The organism is Frateuria sp. YIM B11624, assembly GCF_049727805.1.
Classification (GTDB): domain Bacteria; phylum Pseudomonadota; class Gammaproteobacteria; order Xanthomonadales; family Rhodanobacteraceae; genus Frateuria_A.
Window position 1 is genome coordinate 1 of the sequence record NZ_JBCNYA010000012.1, and the last position, 22151, is coordinate 22151.

The 22151-nt window shown below is 70.0% G+C and carries 16 protein-coding genes; 1 reads left to right on the top strand and 15 read right to left on the bottom strand.

What is annotated here, in order from left to right; all coding sequences use genetic code 11:
- Positions 1–57: 57 nt before the first annotated feature.
- From gspD to AAIL17_RS07805, 14 genes are all read right to left on the bottom strand, one after another.
- On the bottom strand, positions 58–2685 hold the full coding sequence (gene gspD, locus AAIL17_RS07740; protein WP_424682250.1) for a type II secretion system secretin GspD: 2628 nt from the start codon (positions 2683–2685) through the stop codon (positions 58–60).
- A gap of 3 nt (positions 2686–2688) precedes the next feature.
- The gene (locus tag AAIL17_RS07745; protein ID WP_424682251.1) at positions 2689–3558 is read right to left on the bottom strand and encodes a hypothetical protein; all 870 of its coding nucleotides are present in this window, start codon (positions 3556–3558) and stop codon (positions 2689–2691) included.
- Positions 3555–4217: a type II secretion system protein GspM gene (gspM, locus tag AAIL17_RS07750; RefSeq protein ID WP_424682252.1), complete on the bottom strand. Its 663-nt coding sequence runs from the start codon at positions 4215–4217 to the stop codon at positions 3555–3557. Before gspM ends, AAIL17_RS07745 begins: the two co-directional genes overlap by 4 nt.
- On the bottom strand, positions 4214–5383 hold the full coding sequence (locus AAIL17_RS07755; RefSeq protein WP_424682253.1) for a PilN domain-containing protein: 1170 nt from the start codon (positions 5381–5383) through the stop codon (positions 4214–4216). Before AAIL17_RS07755 ends, gspM begins: the two co-directional genes overlap by 4 nt.
- A complete protein-coding gene (locus AAIL17_RS07760; protein WP_424682254.1) occupies positions 5380–6231 on the bottom strand; it encodes a general secretion pathway protein GspK in 852 nt (283 codons plus the stop codon). The genes AAIL17_RS07755 and AAIL17_RS07760 overlap by 4 nt, the downstream gene beginning before the upstream one ends.
- Positions 6228–6872 carry a hypothetical protein gene (locus AAIL17_RS07765; RefSeq protein WP_424682255.1) on the bottom strand — a complete coding sequence of 215 codons (645 nt, stop codon included), beginning with the start codon at positions 6870–6872 and terminating at the stop codon, positions 6228–6230. The genes AAIL17_RS07760 and AAIL17_RS07765 overlap by 4 nt, the downstream gene beginning before the upstream one ends.
- A gap of 170 nt (positions 6873–7042) precedes the next feature.
- Entirely contained in the window at positions 7043–7534 is a 492-nt protein-coding gene (locus AAIL17_RS07770) for a type IV pilus modification PilV family protein (RefSeq protein ID WP_424682256.1), read from the bottom strand.
- A 74-nt stretch (positions 7535–7608) separates the two neighbouring features.
- Positions 7609–8055 (bottom strand): GspH/FimT family pseudopilin, encoded by a 447-nt coding sequence (locus tag AAIL17_RS07775; protein WP_424682352.1) that lies wholly within the window; start codon positions 8053–8055, stop codon positions 7609–7611.
- A gap of 131 nt (positions 8056–8186) precedes the next feature.
- Entirely contained in the window at positions 8187–8594 is a 408-nt protein-coding gene (gene gspG / locus AAIL17_RS07780) for a type II secretion system major pseudopilin GspG (RefSeq protein WP_424682257.1), read from the bottom strand.
- 44 nt (positions 8595–8638) lie between these two features.
- Complete coding sequence (gene gspF, locus AAIL17_RS07785) at positions 8639–9856, bottom strand: type II secretion system inner membrane protein GspF (protein ID WP_424682258.1); 1218 nt, start codon at positions 9854–9856, stop codon at positions 8639–8641.
- A gap of 215 nt (positions 9857–10071) precedes the next feature.
- Positions 10072–11802 (bottom strand): type II secretion system ATPase GspE, encoded by a 1731-nt coding sequence (gene gspE, locus AAIL17_RS07790; protein WP_424682259.1) that lies wholly within the window; start codon positions 11800–11802, stop codon positions 10072–10074.
- 207 nt (positions 11803–12009) lie between these two features.
- Positions 12010–13680, bottom strand: coding sequence for a YadA family autotransporter adhesin (locus AAIL17_RS07795; protein ID WP_424682260.1), 1671 nt, complete (start codon positions 13678–13680; stop codon positions 12010–12012).
- 103 nt (positions 13681–13783) lie between these two features.
- On the bottom strand, positions 13784–15361 hold the full coding sequence (locus AAIL17_RS07800; protein WP_424682261.1) for a M4 family metallopeptidase: 1578 nt from the start codon (positions 15359–15361) through the stop codon (positions 13784–13786).
- A gap of 238 nt (positions 15362–15599) precedes the next feature.
- Positions 15600–17564, bottom strand: coding sequence for a S8 family peptidase (locus AAIL17_RS07805; protein ID WP_424682262.1), 1965 nt, complete (start codon positions 17562–17564; stop codon positions 15600–15602).
- A gap of 269 nt (positions 17565–17833) precedes the next feature.
- On the opposite strand from AAIL17_RS07805, the gene AAIL17_RS07810 reads away from it, so the two are divergent.
- A complete protein-coding gene (locus AAIL17_RS07810; protein ID WP_424682263.1) occupies positions 17834–18619 on the top strand; it encodes a TatD family hydrolase in 786 nt (261 codons plus the stop codon).
- Between the two features lie 46 nt (positions 18620–18665).
- Here AAIL17_RS07810 and AAIL17_RS07815 read toward each other — a convergent pair whose 3' ends face one another.
- Positions 18666–21779: an efflux RND transporter permease subunit gene (locus tag AAIL17_RS07815; RefSeq protein WP_424682264.1), complete on the bottom strand. Its 3114-nt coding sequence runs from the start codon at positions 21777–21779 to the stop codon at positions 18666–18668.
- Positions 21780–22151 lie beyond the last annotated feature (372 nt).

Sequence of the window (22151 nt, forward strand, 5' to 3'; positions counted from 1 at the left end):
GGGGCTTTAACGCGTCTTGGGGGGGGGGTGGGCGCCACCCCCCCGCCCCGCCTCTCCCTACTTGCCGCCCGCCATGCATTGCGCCACCCATTTGCGCGCCGTGTCCACGCCGCTGGTATCGCCCAGGTGCGTGCGCACGCTGGCGATGATCTGCCAGTTGCGCGCACACAGCTGGCCGCGCTGCGGGCCGTTGCGCCAGGACTCCAGCGCCAGCCGCTGCGCGGCGTCGTAGTCGGTCTGCTTGAGCGCCGCCTCGGCCTGCCGGGTCAGCTGTTCAGGCGTGGACGGCGGCGTGGGTAGCGGCACGTCGGCCGGCGAGGCGGCCGGCGCCGGCGCTTCCTTGGCACGCTCGGCGCGCAGCGGCGCGAGCGATTCGAACTTGGCCTGGTACTCGTCGGTGATGCGCTTGGCGTCGTCACTGGAACCGATCACGCGAGGAGTGATCAGCACGATCAGCTCGGAACGGTTGCGATGGCGGTCGGTGCTGCCGAACAGGCGCCCGATCAGCGGGATGCGGTTCAAGCCGGGGATGCCGGTGTCGGTACTGCCCTCGTCCTGCCGGATCAGGCCGCCAAGCAGCACCGTCTGGCCGCTCTGCACGCCGACCTGGGTGGCGATCTCGCGCTGCTGGATGGTGTAGTTGCCGTTGGAATCCTTGTCGCCCGGCACGCTCACCTGCTGCTTGATGTTGAGGTAGACCAGGCCGCCCGGATTGATCCGCGGCTGGACGTCCATGATCACGCCGGTGCTGATGTACTGCACCTGGCCGATGGTGGTCGGATCGTTGCTCGTGGTGGTTCCCAGGCCGGTGGTGAAGAAGGTCTGGTTGACCGGGATCTGATCACCGGCCTGGATGTGCGCCACCTGGTTGTTCATCACCACCAGCGACGGCGCCGAGAGCGTCTTGACGTTGCCCTTGGTCTCCTGCGCGTGCAGTGCGACCTGCAGGTTGTTGTTGAGGAACGAGTAGAAGAACGAATCGCCGGTGGGGTTGTAGGTCATGCCGCCCTTGCCCAGCGCCCACTGCTGCTGGTTGCCCGGCTGGCCGGGGGTGATCCCGCCGCCGCTGTTGGGCGTGCCGCCGACCAGGCCTTCCAGGTACCACTGCACGCCAAACTGGAACTGCCCGGTGAGCTGCACCTCCAGGATGCGCGTCTCGATCTGCACCTGCAGCGGCACCGTGTCCAGGCGCTTGATCGCGCCTTCGATCTCGGCCCACTGCGAGGGCCGCGCGCGCACCAGCAACTGGTTGTTGGCATCCACCGAGGAAATCTTAATCGAGCCGTCGGAGGAGCTGTACTGCTGGTCGTTGGCGGCACTGGTGGCGTTGGCCAGGCCGCCGCTGTTGCCGAAGCCGCCGCCGGTCCCCGTCCCGTTGTTCAAGCCGCCGTTGCCGAAACTGCTGCCGTTGTTGCCGAACTGGCCGCCGTTGTCCATGCCGGTGCTGTTGTCGTTGCCGCCCTTGAAGGCGCCCTGGCCGCCGGCAAGACCGCCGCTGTTACCGAAGCTGCCGGCCGTGCTGCCCATCGAGGTGCCGTTGGCGTTGTCGGCGTTGCCCAGCGTGCCGGAATTGAGGCCCGGACCCACCTCGCCGCCGCTGCTGCCGCTCGGCGAGGCGTTGGTGTAGATCTGCGCCAGGTAGCGGGCCAGGTCGGAGGCCTTGATGTTGCGCACGTCATAGACGTAGAGCTGCGGCTCGTTGCCGCCGCCGCGGTCGATGCGTGCGATCCAGTCGCCCACTTCATCCAGGTAGTCGGGCTGCGTACTGATCACCACCAGCGCGTTGGTGCGCTCGATCGGGATGAAGCGCAGCATGCCCGCCAGCGGGCTGTCGCCCTGCTTGCCGAAGATGGCGTCCAGCTTGGGCATCAGCTCGGTCACGCTGGCCCGTTGCAGGCTGAACACGCCTACCGACATGCCCTTGAGCCAATCCACGTCGAAGGTGCGCACGGTGCGCGCGTAGTTGTCCAGTTCCTGCGGCGTGCCGGCCAGCACCAGCAGGTTGCGTGCCGGGTCGACCAGCAGGATCGAGTCGGGCCGCGCGAACGGCTTGATCAGCTTCTGCATCTGCGCCGCGGAGATGTAGTGCAGCGGGAACAGCCGTGCCTGCAGGCCGCCCTGCGGCGCGACCGCGCCGAGGCTAGGCATGACGCTGCCGGCCACCGCGTTCTTCGCCGGCAGCACCACGTAGCTGCCCTCGCGCTGGACCAGCGCGTTGCCGGTCCAGGACAGCAGCGTCTCCAGCACCGGCAGCGCCTGGCTGGCGTCGATCGGCTCGGAAGTGGAGAAGGAGATGTTGCCCTGCACGCCGGGCACGATGGTGTAGTTCTTCTTAAGGAAGTCGCCGAGGATCGCCTTGACCACCGCCTGCACCGGCTGGTTCTCGAAGTTGAAGGTGACCGCACCCTCGCCACGAGCCGGCGGCCGCGGCCGGGCCAGCGGCTGCGGGTGGATGAACTCGCCCGTGCCGCTGGTGACCTGCGGCTGCGGGCTGGTCTGGCTTTCCGGGCCGACGTTGTTGTTGAGCGGCAACGGGGCCGGCGCGGGCTTCTCGGTGCCGGCCATGGCCTCGCGCTGCAATGCGTAGTCATCGCGCGGCTGCGGCATGCTGGAGCAGCCGACAAGCCAGACCGTCAGCGCTATCGCGCCGATCCGGGACAGACGGTGCAGGGCATTGGGGAACATGGTTCAGCGATCTCCTTCGTTTGCCTTCGCGGCAGCCTGTTCGGCGCGGCGTTTCTCGATGGCCGCCCTGAGCTGTCGCAGGCGTTCGGCCTGGCGCTCTTCGTTGGTCATGTCCATGCGTGCCGGACCGCCGCGCAAGGCCGAGAGCGCGGCGCCACCGGTCGGCGGTGGATTGTCCTGCTCGTCCGCGCCGCCGCTGCTTTCGGGCGTGCCCGGCCCCGGGCCGGGACCGGGCTGGTCCTGGGGATTGCCGTCCTGCTGGTCGTCGTCGCCGGGCGGCTGCAAACGATGCGAGCGGTTGATCACGCTTTCCGGCAGTTCGGGCACCGACGAGTCTTCCGCGGGGACACCACCAGGGCCCGGGCCGGGCCCGCGCACCTGGTCGATCGGCGCACCGGCCGGCAACTGCAGTTCGACGCGGCCGCTGGAAGAGTCGAACACCGCCGAACGTGGCTTCACCTCCACCAGCGTCCAGCTGCCGTCGGGCAGCCGGGTGCCTTCGCGCACGCGCAGTTCCTGCCCGGTGTTGCCCTGGCGCTTGTTGTGCAGCAGCGCCATGCGCAGCGTGGGCGTGAGGATGATGCCGGTCAGCTGCATGTCGCCCAGTTGACCGCCACCGCCACTGGCGGCATGCGCCACCGGCTTGCGGTCGGGGTTGAACAGCGGCTGCTGCCAGACCGCCGCGTAGCGCTCCAGCGGCACCGGCGGCGGCAGCGTGGCGGCATGTTGTGCCGGCAGCGGCGCTGGCGCGCGTGGCGCCGCCCAGTGCACGCCGCGGCCGATGCCCGCCAGGAACAGCAGGAACAACAGGCCCAGCAGCAGTACTGCCGCGGCGAGCGGCGCGGTAAGCCGGCGTTGTGCGGCCGCGTTCATGGCGCGTCCCCCGTGTCGGCACTCTCGGCGCTTGCGGCCGGTGCCGGCGCGGCGCCGCCGGGCCCGCGCGCCGGTCGCACGTAGCCGGACAGCGTGAACTGCACTTCCAGCACCGGCTGGTTGCCCTGCTGCGCGGCGACCGGGTTGCGGTAGATGCTCAGGTCGTCGACGAACAGGTAGGGCGTGCCCTGCTCCAATGCGTTGAGCACCGCCACCAGCGGCTCCATGTCGCAACGCAGGCTGATGCTCACCGCGGCCTTGCGATAGGGGCTGTTGTCGTCGTCCGGCGGATTGGGCAAGGGCATCTTCTGGGTGACCGCGCAACTGCCGCCGGCGGTTTGTGCGCCGACCGCATCGACCACGCGCTGCATCAGCCCGGCGGAGGCGGCATTGGGATCGGCTTCGGGCAGGAACGCGGCGCTGGCGGCCTGGCCGGCGCCCAGCTCGGCGATGCGCTTCTGCAGCGCCGGCTTCTCGGCGATCGCCGCGGCGTAGCGGCTCTGCGTGTCGCGCAGGTCGGCCATCTGCGCATGCACCGCACGCAGCGGCGCCACGAACCACCAATGGATCAGCAGGAAGTAGACCAGCACCAGCGCCAGCACCAGCAACAGGATGGCGGCGATGCGGCTGTCGCGCGGCTTGAGCACGAGCTGCCTCATGGCTGCTCATCCTCCGCGCTGGAACTGGCCGGCGCCGCCTGCGCGCTGCCGCCGCTCTGGCGCAGTTGCGCGACCATGTAGAAACGCTCCTTGCCGGTGGCCGGATCGGGCTGGATGCTGCCCTGGAAATTCGGGTCGCGCACGATCTTCGAATCCTTCAGCGCGTCGATCAACGCGGCGGCCTGCGGCGCCTGGCCCTGGAAGCCGACCTGTCCGCTCGGGTCGACGCTGAGGCGCTCCAGCCAGGCGCTCTGCGGCAGGCGGCGGGTGAGGTCGAGCAGCAGGTCGAGCATGGTCACGCGGTTCTGCTTGCGCCGGACCAGGAAGCTCGCCGCGCCGGCGTTGTCCTGCAGCTCCTGGCGCAGGGCCGCGACCTGCTGCGCTTCGGCCTGCATGTCCTGCACCTGGGCCTGCATCGCCGCCAGCGCCTGCTCGCGGTTGTTGAGCCATTGCGCCAGCGCCAGCACCAGCAGCAGTACCGCCGCGCCGGCCAGCGCCAGGTTGAGCCGCTGGCGCGGATGCGTGCGGTGCGGCACCCGCGCAGGCGGCAGCAGGTTCACGCCCAGCCGGCCGGTGCTTTCGGCCACGTCCGCCGCATCGACGTGGATGCCGGCGTTTTCCAGCTCGGTCAGCAAGGGATCGAGCGTGTCGCGCGGCACCGCCACCAGTTCGGCGAAGAAGCGGCCGGTCGGCGCCGGCGCGTCCAGTTCGATCACCGCGTAGTACACCTGCTCGACGCGGAAGGGCGTCTGCCGGTCCATCTCGAAGGCACCGACCTGCTGCAGGTTGTCTGCCGCCGCGCGCGGCAGCAGCAGGCGCCGGCGCAGCACCGCCGCGGCCGGCAGCAGCAGGGCCAGGCGCAGGTCCTCGCGGTCGACCTCGCGGATCGCCGCAGCCAACGCAGCCTGCTCGATCGCCGCCTCGGTGCCGCGCGGCCATTGCGCGCGGACCTCGGTGTCGCCCGCCCGGCGCAGCTCCCAGCGCTCCTCGACCCGCTGCAGCAGATACCACTGCGCGCCGCCGCCGAACAGCCGGCCCCACGAGGCCGGCAACAGCGCGCCCAGCTCGCCGCCCCACCAGGCAAGGAAGCGCGGCAGCGGCGAGGCGCGCCAGGCGCGGCGCACGCGGTCCAGCTGCGGCCGCAGCGATTGCGTTGCGTTGGTCATTCGCGGTCACCCTCCCGCCAGTGCAACACCGCGTAGGGCTGCGCGCCCGGACGAACGCCCTGCAGGCGTACGGTGGTAAGCAGCACGGCGCGCATGCCGTCGGCCATCGTGGCCTCCGCCCGGATACTATGCGTCACTCCATTGCCGGCGAACAGGCCCGCCACGCCGGGCCGCGTGTTCTTGCGCGCCGCCAGCACCTGGGCGGCCCGCTCCGGCGTCATGCCGGGAATCGCCGCGAGCGCCAGCGGCTGGGCGGTGTTCGGATCGGGGCTTTCGCGGCCGGACCAGATGGTGATGGCCCCGGCGATCTCCCGGTACAGCGCAGGCGTCATCCCCGCCACCTGCTGCAGTTCCTCGATGCTGAGGAACGGCGCATGGCGCGGCTTGTAGCCGTTCGCCGCGTAGACGTCGAGGCCGACCTGGCGGCTCACGTCGAACCCGCGCCAGTCGACCACCGCGGCCGCCATCTTCTGCGCCGCATCCGGGCGCAGGCCGGCTGCACGGAACAGGCCCTGCAGCACCAGCGGCGAGGCGCTGTTGAGGTCCACCTTGCCGCCCTCGTCGACCGCGCTGACCCGGACCGTGAAGCCGTCGAAGCGGAACGTGTACGGCCGCCCGTCGGCGAGCCAGCGTTCGGCCAGCCGCGTGTCCTGCAGGCCGTAGATCGCCCGCGACAGGCCCGCCTCGGCGGCGTAGTGCGCCTGCGTCTGGGCGAACTGGTAGCGCGCCTGCAGACCCTCGGTGCGCGCGGTCATCGCGTAGCCACCGAGCATGATCGCCAGCAGCGTGCAGGCCCACAGCACCAGCAGCAGCGCGACGCCACGTTGCGCATGGCGGGGCGCGCTCACGGCCGGCTCCAGGCGAAGCGCGGCGCGTCGGCGCCGTCGAGCATGGCGAACTGGCGCTGGTTGGCCGAGGCGTCGACGCGCAGCGGTACGGTGAGCTGCGGCCAGTAGCCGGCATCGGGCAGCTTCAGGTCGATGCGCACCAGCTGCGGCAGGTGGTCGCCGCCGGGCCAGTCGGCGCGCCACGGCCCGACGCGGCCCCGCGCATCCAGCCCGCGATACTGGAAGCGGCCTTCGCGCACGTCCTCCAGCAGCACCTGCGGCGGTCCCGCCGGCAACGGCTCGCCGCTGGGCGGCAGCAGCGCGAAGCGCACCTGCAGCCGCTGCCCACCCTTGCCGTTGTCCACCAGTTCGAGCATCTGCGCCTGCGGGCCGAGCTTGCCCAGGTAACCGGGCAAGGGGGCGACGAAGCTCATCGAACGCGCGTCGCCCTTGAAGAAGATCGGCTCGTCGTTGTCCGGGTTCTTGGCCAGTTGCGCCGTCATCGCCTGGGCCAGCTCGCTGCGCAGGAACTGCTGCGCCGAACGCACCGCGTCGAGCCGCTCCACCGCGGCAGTGCCGGCGCGCACGCTGTGCGAGGCGGTGCGGATGCCCGAATACACGCCGACCAGCAGCAGTGCCAGCAGGGCCAGTGCGGCGAGCACCTCGAGCAGGGTGAAGCCGCCGGCGCGCGAGGCGCACCGGGAATGGGGAACGCGGAACGGGGAACGGGCCGATTCACCCTGCGAACCAGGCTTCGTGCCTTGGCCGGGCAAAAATTCCCGGGTCTCTGCAACCCACGCGTTCCCGGTTTCCCGTTTTCCGTTTTCCGTACTCATGTCCCCGCCCCTTGCGGCTGCGGTCCACCCACGCGCAACGTGCTGAACCGCGCGTTGTAGTCATGGCCCGCGCTCTTCCACATCACCTCCAGGTCGAGCCGGTAGAGCTTCAGCGGCGTGGCGGGCACGCGCGGCTGTGGACCGGCTGCCGGCGCAGTGGCCGGCGGCTGGAACGGCTGCACGTTCAGTTGCCAGCGGTAGCGCTCGTCGAAGCGACCGCTGCTGCGGCCGGTGCGGATCGGCTCCAGCACGAAGGCACTATCGAGCAGGCTGCGTGCCCACATGGCCGCCTGGGTGCGTTCGGCCGAGCGCGCCGTGAGGTTGAGCGAACTTCCCGCCACGCGCATCAGCGATGCGAAGGTGATCGCCAGCAGCAGCACCGCGGCGATCACTTCGAGCAGGGTGAAGCCGCGGGCGCGCGTTGTGCGCCGGGAACCGGGAACGGGGAACGGGGAACGGGCTGTGTTCGCGCAAGCATCGGGCTGCATGTTCCGGGCATGCGGGAAAGCCGGGGGCGCGTTGCGTCCCAGGTTCCTGATTCCCCCTTCCCCGTGTCCCGCTCTCACGACGTCACCACGCTCACCGCGCCGGTCAGCCAGGCCACGTTGACCTGCCAGCGGCGCTCTCCGCGCTGCAGCACGATGTGGCCGCCGGTGGAGCTGCCGTCGGGGAAGAAGCGGATGCGGCCGGTGTGGTCGTCCTTCTGGTCTTCGCGCGCGCTCGTGATGGACAGGCGCATGCCCTTGGGCAATGCCACCTGCTTGCCGCCGGCGGCCTGGTAGCTGGCCGACCTGATGTCCAGCGCGAAGGTCTGCTCCTTGCCCTTGACGATCGCCTGCGCGCGGGTGGCGCGCAGCGCAGCCGCCAGTTCCACGCTGGCCGCGCGCACGCGCGCGCTGGCCAGTCCCTGGCTGACCGATACCGCCACCGCGGCCGCGGCGATGCCGATCAGCAGGATCACCGCGAGCATTTCGAGCAGGGTGAAGCCTCTGGTGCGCTGCGCACACAGGGAACGGGGAACGGGGAACGGGGAACGGGTCGGACCGGCGCAAGCATCGGACAGCGTGCCCCGAACGTGCGCGAAGGCACGGGGCGCGTTGCGCCCGTCGTTCCCCGTTCCCCATTCCCCGTTCCCTGCTTTCATTGCCAGTTCCCGAGATCCTTGCTGTAGCCGTCGCCGCCGGGCTGGCCGTCCTGGCCGTAGAACACCAGGTCGTAGCTGCCGTGCTCGCCCGGCGCCTTGTAGCCGAAGGCGTGGCCGAACGGATCGACCAGGTCGGACGGCTTGGCGTACGGGCCCTGCCAGTTCGGAGCGTTCGGCGGCTTCTTGACCAGCGCATCGAGGCTGGCCGGCGGCGAACCGTTGTCCAGCGAGTAGTTCTCGATCTTCTGGCCCAGCGTCATGAGCTGCGCCTTGCCCGCGCCGTACTTGCCCTTGTCCACGCTGCCGCCGACCTGGCGCACGACGATCGCGCCGATGATGCCGATCAGCACGATCACCGCGAGCATTTCCAGCAGGGTGAAGCCGCGCGCGCGGCGGGGGCGCATCGGGCGGTTGCGTGGGTATGTCGAACTCATTGCACTCTCCACATCTATTGAATGTTCGCCGTGAGGCTCAGCAGCGGCAGCAGGATCGCCGCCATGATGATCGCCACCAGCACCGTCATCACGATCGTCAGCGCCGGCACCAGCGCGGCCAGCAGGCGGTCGATCGCGCGCTTGGATTCGACGTCGAAGGTGTCGGCGACCTTCAGCAGCATGCTGTCCAGCTGCCCGGCCTCCTCGCCCACCTGCACCATTTGCAGGGACAGCCGCGGGAAGCGTTGTGAACGCGCCAGCGCTGCGCTCAAACCGCCGCCTCCCTTGACCTGCTCGGCAGCCTGGGCGAGCGCGTCGTCCAGCGCGGTGTTGCCGGTGACCTGCCGTGCGATGCCCAACGCGGCCAGCAGCGGCACGCCGTTCTTAAGGAGCGTGCCCAGCGTGCGGGCGATGCGTGCGGTCTCCACCTTCAGCAGTAACGGCCCGATCACGCGCAGGGTCAACAGCTTCGCGTGCCAGGCCATGCGCTGCACCGGGTCGCGCAGGCGCGCGCGCCAAGCCGCGATGCCCGCGATCAGCACGATCAGCAGCAGCCACCACCAGCCCTGCAGCACCTGGCCGATGAACAGCACGACCCGCGTGATCCACGGGATCGGCACCTGCATGTCCTGGAAGATCGGCACAAACTGCGGCACCACGTAAGCCAGCAGCAATACCAGCGAGCCGAGCACGCCGACCAGCAGGAACGCCGGATAGATCAGCGCATTAATGATGCTGCCGCGCAGCAGCTGGGCGCGCTCGAGGTAATCGGCCAGGCGCCGCAAGGTGTCTTCCAGCGAACCGCCCGCCTCGCCGGCGCGCACCAGCGAGATGTACAGCCGCGGGAACACGCCGTGCTCCTCGTCCAGCGCCTGCGACAGCGTGGTGCCGCCGCGCACGCGGTCGCGCACGCGCTCGACCAGGCGCCTGGCGCGCTCGGCCTCGGGCAGCTCCATCAGGATGCCCAGCGCGCGGTCCAGCGGCTGGCCCGCGCCGAGCAGGGTCGCCAGTTGATGGGTGAACTGCGCCAACTGGTCGCCGGTGAAGGGGCCGCGCTTGAACAACGCGGCGAACGCCGAGCCTTCACCTAGCGCGTCGGCCGGGCGCGCCTCCAGCGGCGTGTGGCCCTGGTCCTGCAGGCGGCCGATCGCCTCCTCCAGGCTGGGGGCCTCGATCTGGCCCTGCAGCATCTCGCCGGCGGCGCTGATGGCGCGGTAGCGGAACTGGGCCATGTCAGCCCCTCGGCAAATCTAGCTCCCTCTCCCCTCCGGGGAGAGGGTTGGGGTGAGGGGCCATGGCTTGCGGGAAGAGAAGGGCGGAGCTGGGCGTGCTCCTGCTTTTCAGCATAAGAGCCGCCGCTCCATGAGAGTTCCGGGCGAGCCCCGGCCCCTCACCCCGACCCTCTCCCCAAAGGGGAGAGGGAGCAAGGGCACCGGCCCGCGCGGCATCAGCCCTCCTGCGTGACACGCAGCACCTCCTCGAGGGTGGTGACGCCGGCCACCGCCTTGGCGATGCCGTCCTCGTACATGGTGCGCATGCCCTCGGCGCGGGCCACCCGCTCGATCTCGCTGGCGTCGGCGCGCTGCATCACCAGCCGGCGCAGCGGCTCGCTCATCACCAGGAACTCGACGATGGCGCGGCGGCCGCGGTATCCGGTGGGATTGGCGGCGCTGCTGCCCGGTTTCCACAGCCGGATCGGGCGCGCGTCGGTGTATTTCTCCAGCTCGAATTCGGCGATCACCTCGGGCGAGGCCTCGTAGGGAATCGCCGTTTCCGGATCGAGCCGGCGCACCAGCCGCTGCGCCAGGATCGCGTTGACGGTCGAACCGAGCAGGTAATCCTCCACACCCATGTCGAGCAGCCGGGTGACACCGCCGGCGGCCGAGTTGGTATGCAGCGTGGACAGCACCAGGTGACCGGTCAGCGCGGACTGGATCGCAATGCGGCAGGTTTCCAGGTCGCGCATCTCGCCGATCATGATCACGTCCGGATCCTGGCGCATGATCGAGCGCAGCGCGTTGGCGAAATCCAGCCCGATCTGCGGCTTGACCTGGATCTGGTTGATGCCCTCGAGCTGGTACTCGACCGGGTCCTCGACGGTGATGATCTTCACGTCCGGCGTGTTGATCCGCGAGAGCGCGGTGTACAGCGTGGTGGTCTTGCCCGAACCGGTCGGGCCGGTCACCAGCAGGATGCCGTTGGGGCGCTCCAGCACGTCGACGAAGCGCTTCTCGAACGCGGGCGTGAAGCCCAGCGAGGCGAAATCGAATACCACCGACTCGCGATCGAGGATACGCATCACCACCGACTCGCCGTAGGCGGTCGGCACGGTCGACACGCGCAGGTCCAGCTCCTTGCCCTGCACGCGCAACTGGATGCGCCCGTCCTGCGGCAGCCGGCGTTCGGCGATGTTGAGCTTGGCCATGATCTTGACGCGACTGATCACCGCCGCGGTGGACGAGGACGGCGGCGCCTCGACCTCGTGCAGCACGCCGTCGATGCGGTAGCGCACCTTCAGGCGGTTCTCGAATGGCTCGATGTGCACGTCGGAGGCGCGCTGCTCGACCGCGCGCTGCAGGATGAGATTCACCAGGCGGATCACCGGCGCCTCGGAGGCGAGGTCGCGCAGGTGCTCGACGTCGTCCTCCTCGCTGGATTCCCCACCGAGATTTTCGACGATCGTGCCCATCGCCGAACGGCCGGTGCCGTGGTAGCGCTCGATCAGGTCGTCGATCTCCGAGCGCAGGCCGATGCGCAGCGCCACCGGCCGGCCGGCGGCCAGTTCCACCGCCTGCAGCGGGTAGGGATCGGCCGGGTCGGCCACCACCAGCGCCAGGTCGTCCTCGCCTTCGCGCAGCAGCACCACGTGCTGCTGCTTGAGGAAGCGCAGCGAGAGTTCGGGCTCGGCCGGCGGCATTTCCGGCGCGTCGCGCGCGGCCAGCAACGGCACGCCGAGCAGCTCGGACCAGGCGTCGGCCAGGTCGCGCTCGGACACCAGCCCGAGCCGCGCCAGCAGCGCGGTCAGGGTGCCTTCGGGCGCCTCCTCGTGCAGCCGTCGCGCACGATGGAGGTCGCTGTCCTTGAGGTTGCCGCGCGACACCAGGAGTGCGCAGACCGCCGCTTCACGGTCGTCCACGGAGAGCGCCCAGGTGGCCGCCGGCGTTGGAACTGCCGACATGCAGTGTCTCCCGCCAGTCACGTCAACCCGCCAACACCCCCTGCGTCGACGAGAAAAACCATTGGTAGCACATCCCCCGGCCCGGGCGCGAGCGCGCGGCGGGGATGCCGTGGAACTTCGGACTAACATCACGCCGGCAAGTTCAGCGCGACGTGAAACGGCCGGCACCCGCCGCGGGCGACGGCTGTCCCGGCTTTGCCGTGGCGCTTACCAGCCTACGCCCAGGCCCACGCCACCGGATGTCTCGCTGCCGCTGACCGCCGCGCCGAAGGTCAGGCTGGCGTGCGAGGACAGCTGGCGGGAATAGCCCACCGCCAGCGCCGCCTGGTTGTGGTAACCGCCGACGCCGACGCCCAACCGGTTGGGGCTGTTGATGCCCTGGGTGCTGAACGCCATCTGCGCCATCGCCGCACCCATGGCGCCAACCGCATCCACACGGTTGTTGACGGTGCGGAAGCGGTCGTCCATGTCGTGCCGCAGGCTGGCGACGTCGGTGCCCATGGTGGCCACGCGCTGGTCGGTGTAGGCCCGCGCGGTGGCCAGCGCCTGGTCGACCTGCCCGGTATTGGCAGCGTCGGTGGGCGCGGTGCCGGGCGCCACGTTGGTGATCCGGCGCTGCCGGGTGGCGTTGCCGACCGACACCGTATCGGCGCTGTCGGCCACCGACCCCTGGCCCAGCGCCACCGCGCCGTCGGCGGTGACCACCGCGCCCTGGCCGAGCGCGGTGCCGGAAGGCGCGATCACCGTGGCGCTTTCGCCGACCGCCACCGCGTTCGTCGCGTCCGGGCCGATCGCCGCGTTGGCGCCCAGCGCGGTGCTGCCGTCAGCCAGCACCAGCGCGTTGCCGCCGACCGCGGTGTCGTTGGGACCGGCGGCATAGCTGGCGCCGCCCAGCGCCACGCTCGACGGGCCGTCGCTCTCGGCGCCGAAGCCGCCCGCGAGGGAGTAGTCGCCCGCGCTCAGCGAGCCGTAGCCGAGCGCGGTGGACAGGAAGCCCTGCGCCACGCTGTAGCCACCCAGCGCCACCGCGCCGGCGTCGAGCGCACCGCTGTTGAAACCGACCGACGTCGACTGCTCGCCCAGCGCGCCGCCCGGTGCGTCGGAGCCTTCCTGCGAACCGATGCCGATGGCGTAGGCGCCGCTGGCGTTGGCGTCGGTGCCCAGCGCCGTGCTGTTGGTGCCGGTGGAGGCCGCATTGAGGCCAAGCGCCGTGGCTCCATCGTTGCCGGCGAAAGCCGCCGCGCCGATCGCCGACGCACCGGCACCCTGGGCCCAGGCACCGTTGCCCTGCGCGGTGGCGTTGTCGCCCAGCGCCACGCTCTGGTAGCCCGAGGCCAGCGCGCCCCGGCCGCTGGATACCGCCAGCGAACCCAGCGCGATCGAACCCTCGCCTTCGGCCAGGGTGGCGTAGAAACCATTGTCCGGATCCGGGTCGCCGCCGCCGATGGCGATGCTTCCACGATCGGACGACTGCGCATTGGCGCCCAGTGCCACGCTGTTGTAGCCGTCGGCGCCGGCATTGGTACCGCCGGCGAAGGAACCCTGCCCGGTGGCGTAGGACAGCGAGCCGACCGCGGTGCTGTCCACGCCGTCGGCGCCGGCACCCGCGCCCAGCGCGGTGGCGCCAAAGGCGGAGGCCTCGGTGTCGTAGCCGGTGCCGTCGACCGGATCGACGTAGGTACTGCCGACCGCGGTGGCCGAGTCGTCGGTGGCGGTGGCGGCGCTGCCACAGGCGAAGGCATTGGTGCCACTGGCCACCGGCGCCAGGCCGCTACCCATCGTGCAGGTATCGCCGGCGTAGGCGGCCGGCGCCAACGCCAGCGTCAATGCGCCGGCCAGCGCCAGGCGGCGGGCACGGCGGCGGGAAGGAAGGTTCATCGGTTTCTCCTCGAAGGCGAAGCGACGCGACGCGCAGCCCACCGGGCCGGCGCGCGGGAAGAAAAAGGGAAGCGGTCGCGCGAGGTCGCGCGACCGCAGAAGCTCAGCGCGACGTGCTGTTGCAGGCCACGCCGACCACACCGAAGGCGTTGGCGACGTCGACGACGTTGTAGCCGCGATCATCCGCCGCCTGCTCTACCCCGCAGGCGCCGCCATCGAAGGTCTCGTCGGGCGCCCAGTACAGCGCGTTGGCGTCATGGAACACCTCGAACGCCATGCGCGTGTTCCAGCCGGCGGTCTTGGCCAACGTGCAGAACGCGCGGTTGTAGACGCCGCTGGTGTAGTGCACGTCCAGGCGGTCGTTGTACTGGCTGGCGTTGTCGATCGAACCGCCGTCGTTGCTCGGGGTGCACATGTCGCGCAGGTACGGCGCGCCGAGCGCCGGCTTGACCATCTCGGCACCGACCAGGAAATCGTTGCTGCCGCGGTCGTAGTACTTCACTGCCTCGCCGGCCATGTCGGAGAACGCCTCGTTCATGCCGCCGGACTGGCCGGTGTATTCCAGGCCCGCATGCTGCTCGGTGAAGCCGTGGCTGATCTCGTGGCCGGTCACGTCCAGCACCACGAAGGGATAGAAGTACTGGTCGCCGTCGCCGAACACCATCTCGGCACCGTCCCAGAACGCGTTTTCGTAGTTGGTGCCGTAGTGCACCCACATGTGCAGCTGCATCGGGCTGCCGTCGCCATTGCGCAGTGGTGGTTCGCCGAACCAGCTGGAGTACATGTCGTACACCACGCCGCCGAAGTGGTGGGCGTCGTTGATCGGCGAGTAGGCGCCGTTGGTAGCGTCGCCCATGCTGGTCCAGCCGGCCGGATCGGTGCCCGCGCAGCCGAACGACCACAGTGCGATGCGCTGGCCACCGGCCAGGTTGTAGGTCGCCACCTTGTCGTCCTGCAGGTAGCAGGCGCTGCCGATGCGGGTGGCATCGAGCAGTTCCTGGCCAGGGCCGGAGCCGTCATACCAGTACAGGCCGGTGGCACCGTTGCCGCCGGGGCCGTTGGCCTGGATCGCCACGGGCGTGCCGCCAGGCGGACGGCGGCCGCTGGTCAGGCCGTCCCAATGGCGGATCACCTGCCCGGTATTGGCGTCGACGATCGCGGTCGGACGCGACATCCGGCCGCGCACGTTGACCAGGTAGGAGGTGCGATAGACCAGCCGCGCCTTACCCTTGGCCTGCGGATAGACGAACAGCTCGCTCTGCACGTGGCTGGCCGACTCGCGCTGCTGGCCCAGCTTCGCCTGCAGCGCCTTCTGCGCCTGAGCGCCGGTGAGGTGCGGACGCACCGACGGCAGCGTGGTGACCAGGCTGCCTTCGGCGACGCCCTGGGCGCTCACCACGTTGCCGGCGCGGTCGCGCTCGACGGCTAGGCTGCGGCCGTAGACCGGCACGCCTTGGAAGGTCTGCCGTTCGCGCGTCTTGATCGTGCCGCGCATGGTGCGCACATGGGTGCCGGCGGCGAAGGTGCTGCCCTTGCCCAGGCCCAGCCGGGCAGCCAGCGTGGCCGGGGCGAGATGGCCGAGGCGACCGGTGTGGACGTGGACCGGCGTGGCTTCGCACAGCGACACCGAGGCGCAGCCGAGCGCGGCGAACATCGCGCCGGCGAGCTTCTTGTGAAACATGGTTTTCCCCCTGCAGACGATGGCCCCGGGACGCTGCCGCTGGGCCTTGAGTGGCGCTGCCATTCCTTGGAAACGACAACTTCATCACGTTATGCAGGGTTGACAGGAGCGTCAATTGCGAAATTTTCCAAAGGCAGCCGGCCCGCCGTTCTGTTAGGGCAGCCGCTCGAACGACGCGGGACCGTCGCTTTTCCGTCATGCGCAGGCCGGCGGCGTGACGCCGCCGGCCCGGGCGTGCTCAGCGCATGACGGTGTAGCTACCCAGCACGCTGACGCCGCGGTAGGCCGTCCTCCCCACCACGGTGACGTACCAGCTGCCGGCGGCCGGGCGGTTCAGCACCACCGACTCGTCGGTGCCGGGATGGGCCGAACGGCAGTGATAGTCCTGCAGCGTGGCCGGCATGCCCTGCTTGACGTACAGGGTGACGTCGCCGCTGCCGCCGGTCGTGCGTAGACGCAGCCTGCCGGCGCCGGCGGGCACGTCGATGCGATACACCACCTGGCTGCCCTTGGCGCCCGCCTGGCCGGTGCGCGCGATGCCGTTGCTCAGCACGATCGCCTGGCTGCCCGACGTGGCTTGGCCGATGGCCATGCTCACCGCGGCGTAGCTGTCCAGGATGCCGGCACCGATCAAGCGGTCGGGCGCCACCTTGGGCGTGGCCGCGGTGCGCTTGAGGATGTCCAGCACCTGCGTGGGCGACAGCGGCTTGAGGCCACGGGCCAGGCGTGCGGCCTGCATCAGCGCGACAGTACCGCTGACGTGCGGCGTCGCCTGCGAGGTGCCTGCGTAGCCGGCGTAGCTGGAATCGTCGGCCACCGGTTTGGTGGTGCCGCTGTTGAGCGCCTGCCAGACGAAGCCATCGGAGACCTGCTTGCCGCTGTCCTTGTCGCCGGCGTAGATGCCGCCGCCAGGCGCGGCCAGGTCGATCCCGCGGCCGTAGTTGGAGTAGTACGCGCGCCGGCTGGTGATGCCGGTGGCGGCCACGGTGACCGTACCGGGGCAACTGGCCGGCGAGTAGTTGGTCACGTTGTCGCCGTCGTTGCCGGCCGCCACCACCACGGTGGCACCGCGCCGGTTGGCCAGCGCGATCGCCTGGCCCATCGGGTCGTCCGCCGTGCAATGGCCGTAGCCGCCGAGGCTCAGGTTGATCACCCTGGCCGGATGGGTGTTGTCCGGCACACCGGTCACGTGGCCGCCGGCGGCCCAGATGATCGCGTCGCTGATGTCGCTGTCGAAGCCGCCGCAGTGGCCGAGCACGCGGATCGGCAGCACGCGCGCGCGGTAGGCGATGCCGGCCAGGCCGACGCCGTTGTTGGTGCGCTCGGCCCCGACCGTGCTGGCCACGTGGGTGCCGTGCCAGGAACTCGGCTGCGGCGGATAGAACTCGTCCGTGCACATCGATTCCCACGGTTCGCTGGTGGTCCAGTCGCCGGGATCCCAGCCGCCCGGCTTGCGGCCGTCCCGCTTGCGGCCGGACAGCAGGTGGTCGGTGATGAAGTCGTAGCCGGCATCGGCGAGTTGGGTGTTCACGTCCACGTGGCTGGTGATGCCGGTGTCCAGCACCGCGATCACGATGCCGTGGCCGTTGGCGCCGTTGGCCAGGCTCCATGCGGCGTTGACCCGCGAGCCGCCGAAGTTGCGGTCACCGAAGGCGGTGGCGAGGCCGCTGGGCGCCTTCAGGTCCCACTGGTAGTCGCGGTATTGCGGATCGCTCGGCTGCAACGTACTCGGCCGCAGCGTGGCGGGCGCGGCGATGTCGGCCACTGGATGGCGCAGCACGTCCGGCGCCACGTGCAGCACCGCCGGATTGCTGGCGATCTGCGCCATCAGCGCGGCGGCTTCGTCGCGGTCGAGCTTGCGCGAGGTGCGCAGCAGGTCGGCGCCGATCGCCAGCCGTCGCCCGTAGGCCGCCTGCACGGGTGCTTGCATCCGGCCCTGCGGTCCGAGCGTGGCGCGCATCAGGCCGGCGCGATCCAGCGCCACGCCCATGCTCTGTTGCATAAGCGTCGGGTTGGCGCGTTCGGCGCTGCCGGGGCGCCAGGTGACGATGAAGCGGTCGTAACGCCCGTTGGCCTTCAACGAGCTGATGTTGTAGTGGGTGGCGCCGAGTCCGCTGGTGGTCGTGGCGGCCTGCGCCGCCATGGAGACGGCCAAGGCCAGAGAGGCGCCGAGCAGCGCCCCGATCCGCATACGATTTGCCATGAAGTGATTCCCCGATCTTGAGTGCCCGCCGCCTTGCACGGCGAGCTTTACTGCACGGGTGCCTGAGTCCCCGCTTCCGTTGACGATGGTTGCCGTGAAGGCGTCCTGCCGGCTGTCGCGAGACTGCATCACCAACGCCCACCGCTTCCCTGCCACCGTCGCCTCGCACGCTAGGCAGTCGTCCGTCACTTCGGCGTGACAGCGGGCGCGGCGGTGCGTCCTTGCCAATCCGCCGCGCTTTGCAACAATGATCGCTTTGCGGGCAAGCCATGCAACTGGTCGACATCGGCGCCAATCTCACCCACGAATCGTTCCGCCACGACTTCGCGGAGGTGCTCGCACGCGCGGCAACGCAGGGCGTCACGCGGATGATGGTGACCGGCGCTTCGCGCGAGGGCAGCGAACAGGCGCTCGCGCTGGCGCACGAACATCCGGGCGTGCTGTGGGCGACCGCAGGCGTGCATCCGCACCATGCGGTCGACTACGACGAGGCCACCGACACGCGTCTGCGCGAGCTGGCGCAGCTGCCGCAGGTGCGCGCGGTCGGCGAGGCCGGGCTGGACTACCACCGTAACTACTCGCCGCGCGACGTGCAGCTGCGCGTGTTCGAGCGGCAGCTCGCCATCGCCGCGGATTTGGGCAAGCCGCTGTTCCTGCACCAGCGCGACGCACACGCCGATTTCCTGGCCCTGCTCAAACGCTATCGCGACCGCGTGCCGGCGGCCGTGGTGCACTGCTTCACCGACACCCGCGAGGCGCTGCACGACTACCTGGCGCTGGATTGCCACATCGGCATCACCGGTTGGATCTGCGACGAGCGCCGCGGCACCCACCTGCGCGAGTTCGTGCGCGAAATTCCCGCCGAGCGGCTGCTGCTGGAAACCGACGCCCCCTACCTGCTGCCCCGTACCGTGCGTCCGCAGCCCAGCCACCGGCGCAACGAGCCGATGTACCTGAAGCACATCTGCGAGGAAGTCGCGCGCGATCGCGGCGAGCCGGCGGAAGTAACCGCGGCGAACAGTGCCGCTGCGGCAGTCGCATTCTTCGGTCTATAGCGGGCGCTTTGCTCCTTGACTCTTCTGCGGGGCGAGGGAGCTGGGATCAGGAGACGTGGACGACCTCGCGCCGGCGGTGCCTTGCTCGCCACGCGCGCACGCGCGCCGACAGGCACGAGAAGATCACGTACAGCGCCGGCGTACTGAGCAAGGTCAGGCTCTGCGAGATCAACAGGCCGCCGATCAGCGCGATACCCAGCGGCCGGCGCAACTCCGATCCCTCGCCCAGCCCGACCGCGATCGGCACCGCCGCAAGGATCGCCACCATGGTGGTCATCATGATCGGCCGGAAGCGCACGATGCACGCCTCGCGCACCGCCTCCAACGGACTCTTGCCGTGCTCGCGCTCGGCCACCAGCGCGAAGTCGATCATCATGATCGCGTTCTTCTTGACGATGCCGATCAACAGCACCAACGCGATCTGCGACACCACCGACAATTCGGTGCTGGTCAGCCACAGCGCCAGCAGCGCGCCCACGCCCGCCGCCGGCAAGGTGGAGAGGATCGTCACCGGGTGGATCAGGCTCTCGTAGAGCATGCCCAGCACGATGTACACGGTGAGGATCGCCGCCAGGATCAGCCAGCCCATGCCGCTCTGGGTTTCCATGAAGCGGCGGAAATCGCCACCCACGTTGAGGCGGATGTCGCCGGGCATGCGCAGGCCCTCGACCGTGTGCTGGATGATCACCATCGCCTCGCCCATGCTCACGCCTTCGGCCAGGTTGAAGGAGAGGTCCATGGTCGTGTACTGGTTCTCGTGCGACACCTCCGAGGGCGCCAGCCCCGGTTCCTGGTGCGCCAGCGCGCCGAGCGGGATCATCTTGCCGCTGTCGGAGCGCACGTAGATGCGGTCGATCGCCGCCGGCGTGGCGGTCTGCGAAGGTAGCGCGTTGACCACCACCTTGTACTGGTTGATGTCCGAGTAGATGGTCGACACCTGGCGCTGGCCGAAGGCGTTGTACAGCGCGCCGTCGATGGTGCCGATCGAGACGCCCAGCCGTGCGGCCTTGTCGCGGTCGATCACCACGTTCTGGCGCAGGCCGGATTCGTCGACGTCGCTGCCCACGTCCTTGAGCTTGGGATTCTTCTTCAGCGCGTCGACCAGCTTCGGCAACCAGGTCTGCAGCTCGCCCAGGTCGTCGCCCTGCAGCGAGACCTGGTACTGCGCGCCCTGGTTGCCGCCACCGCCGCTGGCGCTGGGCAGGTCCTGGATCGCGCGCAGGCGCAGGTTGAGGTCGGGGTAGCGGTCGGCCTTGGCCGACAGCCGCGCGACCACGGTGAACGTGTCGTCGCGGCGGCCCTCCGCGCGGGTCTTCAGTTCGATGTTGAACGCGCCGCTGGTGCCCTGACGGCTGGTACCCAGGCGCGAGCCGACCGCCTTGACGTCCGGATCGGCCAGCAGCATCTCGGTCAGCCGCTCCTGCCGGTCGATCGCGTCCTGGAACGACACCGTCGCGCTGGAGGTGGCGCGACCCCAGATCAGCCCGGTGTCCTGCGGCGGGAACAGGCCGGACTTGACCATGCCGAACAGGAAGAAGGTGGCGACGATCAGCACCAGCGGGGTGAGTGAGAGCGCCAGCGCGTGGCGCAGCGCGAAATCCAGAGCGCGCGTGTAGAACCCGAGCATGCCGCCGTGGAAGCGGTCCAGCGCATGGCCCAGCCGCGAGGGTTTCGCCGTGCCGTGCCCGCGCAGGAACAGGCCGCACAGCGATGGCGTGAGGGTCAGCGAGATCAGCGCGGACATCGCGATCGCCGCCACCAGCGTCATCGTGAACTCGTGCATGAACATGCCGGTGATGCCCGGCGCGAACAGCAGCGGGATGAACACGGCGATCAGCGAGGCGGTGATCGAGACCACCGTGAAGCCGATCTCGCGCGCGCCGGTCAGCGCCGCCTCCATCCGCGGCATGCCGCTGTCGATGTGCCGGATCACGTTCTCGATCACCACGATGGCGTCGTCGACCACGAAGCCGATCGCGATCACCAGCGCCAGCAGGGTGAGGTTGTTGAGCGTGTAGCCGAGCACGTACATCACCACGAACGCGCCGGCCAGCGACAGCGGCACGGTGGCGGCGGCGATCAGGGTGGGCGCCAGGCGGCGCAGGAACAGCGCCATGGTCAGCACCACCATCGCCAGCGAGATCAGGAGCGTCGCCTGCACCTCGTGCAGCGAGGCGCGGATGGTCGGCGTGCCGTCGAAGTACGGTGTCAGGGTGGTGCCGGGCGAGAGGTAGGCGCGCAGCGCCGGCACCTGGTCCTTGACCGCATCGACGGTGGCGATGACGTTGGCATCGGCCTTCTTGTAGACGTACATCAGCACCGCGGGCTTGCCCTCGAACCAGGCGGCCTGGAAGGCGTCCTGCTGTCCGGCGTAGACGTGCGCCACGTCGGACAGGCGGATCGGTACGCCGCTGCGCACGGCGACGATCAACTGCGCGAAGTCGTCGGCCGTGTGCAGCTGGTCGTTGGCGGTCACCGCCATGGTGGTGACGCCGTTGGAGAGGAAGCCCTGCGGCGAGGTGACGTTGGCCGCGGTCAGCGCGTTGCGCAGCTGGTCGGGCGACAGGCCCATCGCGCTGAGCGCATGCAGGTCCACGTCCACGCGGATCGCCGGCGTCGCCGCGCCGGCGATTTCCACCGAGGACACGCCCGGCAACTGGCGCAGCCGCTGCGCAAGCAGCGTATCGGCAGCGTTGTAGAGCGTGGCGGCCGATTCGGTGTCCGACGTCAGCGCGAAGGCGATGATCGGGTCGTCGTTGGGGTTGGCCTTCTCGTAACTCGGCGGGCTGTTGAGCCCTGGCGGCAGGTCCGGCGCGGCCGCGTTGATCGCCGCCTGCACGTCGCGCGCCGCCGCGTCCAGGTCGGTGCCGCCGCGGAACATGATGAAGACGAACGTACTGCCCTCCGAACTGTGCGAGCGCATGCTGTCGATGCCGGGCACCTGGCCCAGGTGGCGCTCCAGCGGCGCGGCCACGGTCGAGGCCATGGTGCTGGCATCGGCACCGGCCTCCTGCGCCTGCACGAAGATCACCGGGAACTGCATCTGCGGCAGCGCCGCCACGCCCAGCAGCGCGTAGCAGATCGCCCCGGCGATGAACACGCCGATGGCCAGCAGCGAGGTGCCGATCGGACGGCGGATGAAGGGGCCGGAGATGTTCATGCGGCGGGGGAGGATGGGGCAAAGGGAGAGAGGATACGCGGCATCGCCGTGCTAACGCGCATCGGGCGATTCGGTTGATCCGGATCGGGGGGAAAGTGCCAAAGCTTCCGCGGCCCGATCGGAAGCACGCCGCAGAAGGCCTGGTCGAAGCGCCCGCGAGAACGACGAGCAAGGCAGCGCGCTCGCAGGCTTCCCCGCGAGCCCCGGCCCCTCACCCCAGCCCTCTCCCCGGAGGGGAGAGGGAGCAGAGCCGGTACGTCTGCAAGCATCGCTCGCGGCACATCCAGGCCGCCGTCTGCGCACGGGCCCTAAGCCTCTCTTGCCTCAACTCCCGAGCGCCCGCGGTATAGCGGCGGCAGCTCCTCTAAGAGC

Excerpts from the sequence above, each read along its gene's own strand:
- gspD (WP_424682250.1), bottom strand. The coding sequence starts at position 2,685 with ATGTTCCCCAATGCCCTGCACCGTCTGTCCCGGATCGGCGCGATAGCG.
- AAIL17_RS07745 (WP_424682251.1), bottom strand. The coding sequence starts at position 3,558 with ATGAACGCGGCCGCACAACGCCGGCTTACCGCGCCGCTCGCCGCGGCA.
- gspM (WP_424682252.1), bottom strand. The coding sequence starts at position 4,217 with ATGAGGCAGCTCGTGCTCAAGCCGCGCGACAGCCGCATCGCCGCCATC.
- AAIL17_RS07755 (WP_424682253.1), bottom strand. The coding sequence starts at position 5,383 with ATGACCAACGCAACGCAATCGCTGCGGCCGCAGCTGGACCGCGTGCGC.
- AAIL17_RS07770 (WP_424682256.1), bottom strand. The coding sequence starts at position 7,534 with ATGCAGCCCGATGCTTGCGCGAACACAGCCCGTTCCCCGTTCCCCGTT.
- gspG (WP_424682257.1), bottom strand. The coding sequence starts at position 8,594 with ATGCGCCCCCGCCGCGCGCGCGGCTTCACCCTGCTGGAAATGCTCGCG.
- gspF (WP_424682258.1), bottom strand. The coding sequence starts at position 9,856 with ATGGCCCAGTTCCGCTACCGCGCCATCAGCGCCGCCGGCGAGATGCTG.
- gspE (WP_424682259.1), bottom strand. The coding sequence starts at position 11,802 with ATGTCGGCAGTTCCAACGCCGGCGGCCACCTGGGCGCTCTCCGTGGAC.
- AAIL17_RS07795 (WP_424682260.1), bottom strand. The coding sequence starts at position 13,680 with ATGAACCTTCCTTCCCGCCGCCGTGCCCGCCGCCTGGCGCTGGCCGGC.
- AAIL17_RS07800 (WP_424682261.1), bottom strand. The coding sequence starts at position 15,361 with ATGTTTCACAAGAAGCTCGCCGGCGCGATGTTCGCCGCGCTCGGCTGC.
- AAIL17_RS07805 (WP_424682262.1), bottom strand. The coding sequence starts at position 17,564 with ATGGCAAATCGTATGCGGATCGGGGCGCTGCTCGGCGCCTCTCTGGCC.
- AAIL17_RS07810 (WP_424682263.1), top strand. The coding sequence starts at position 17,834 with ATGCAACTGGTCGACATCGGCGCCAATCTCACCCACGAATCGTTCCGC.
- AAIL17_RS07815 (WP_424682264.1), bottom strand. The coding sequence starts at position 21,779 with ATGAACATCTCCGGCCCCTTCATCCGCCGTCCGATCGGCACCTCGCTG.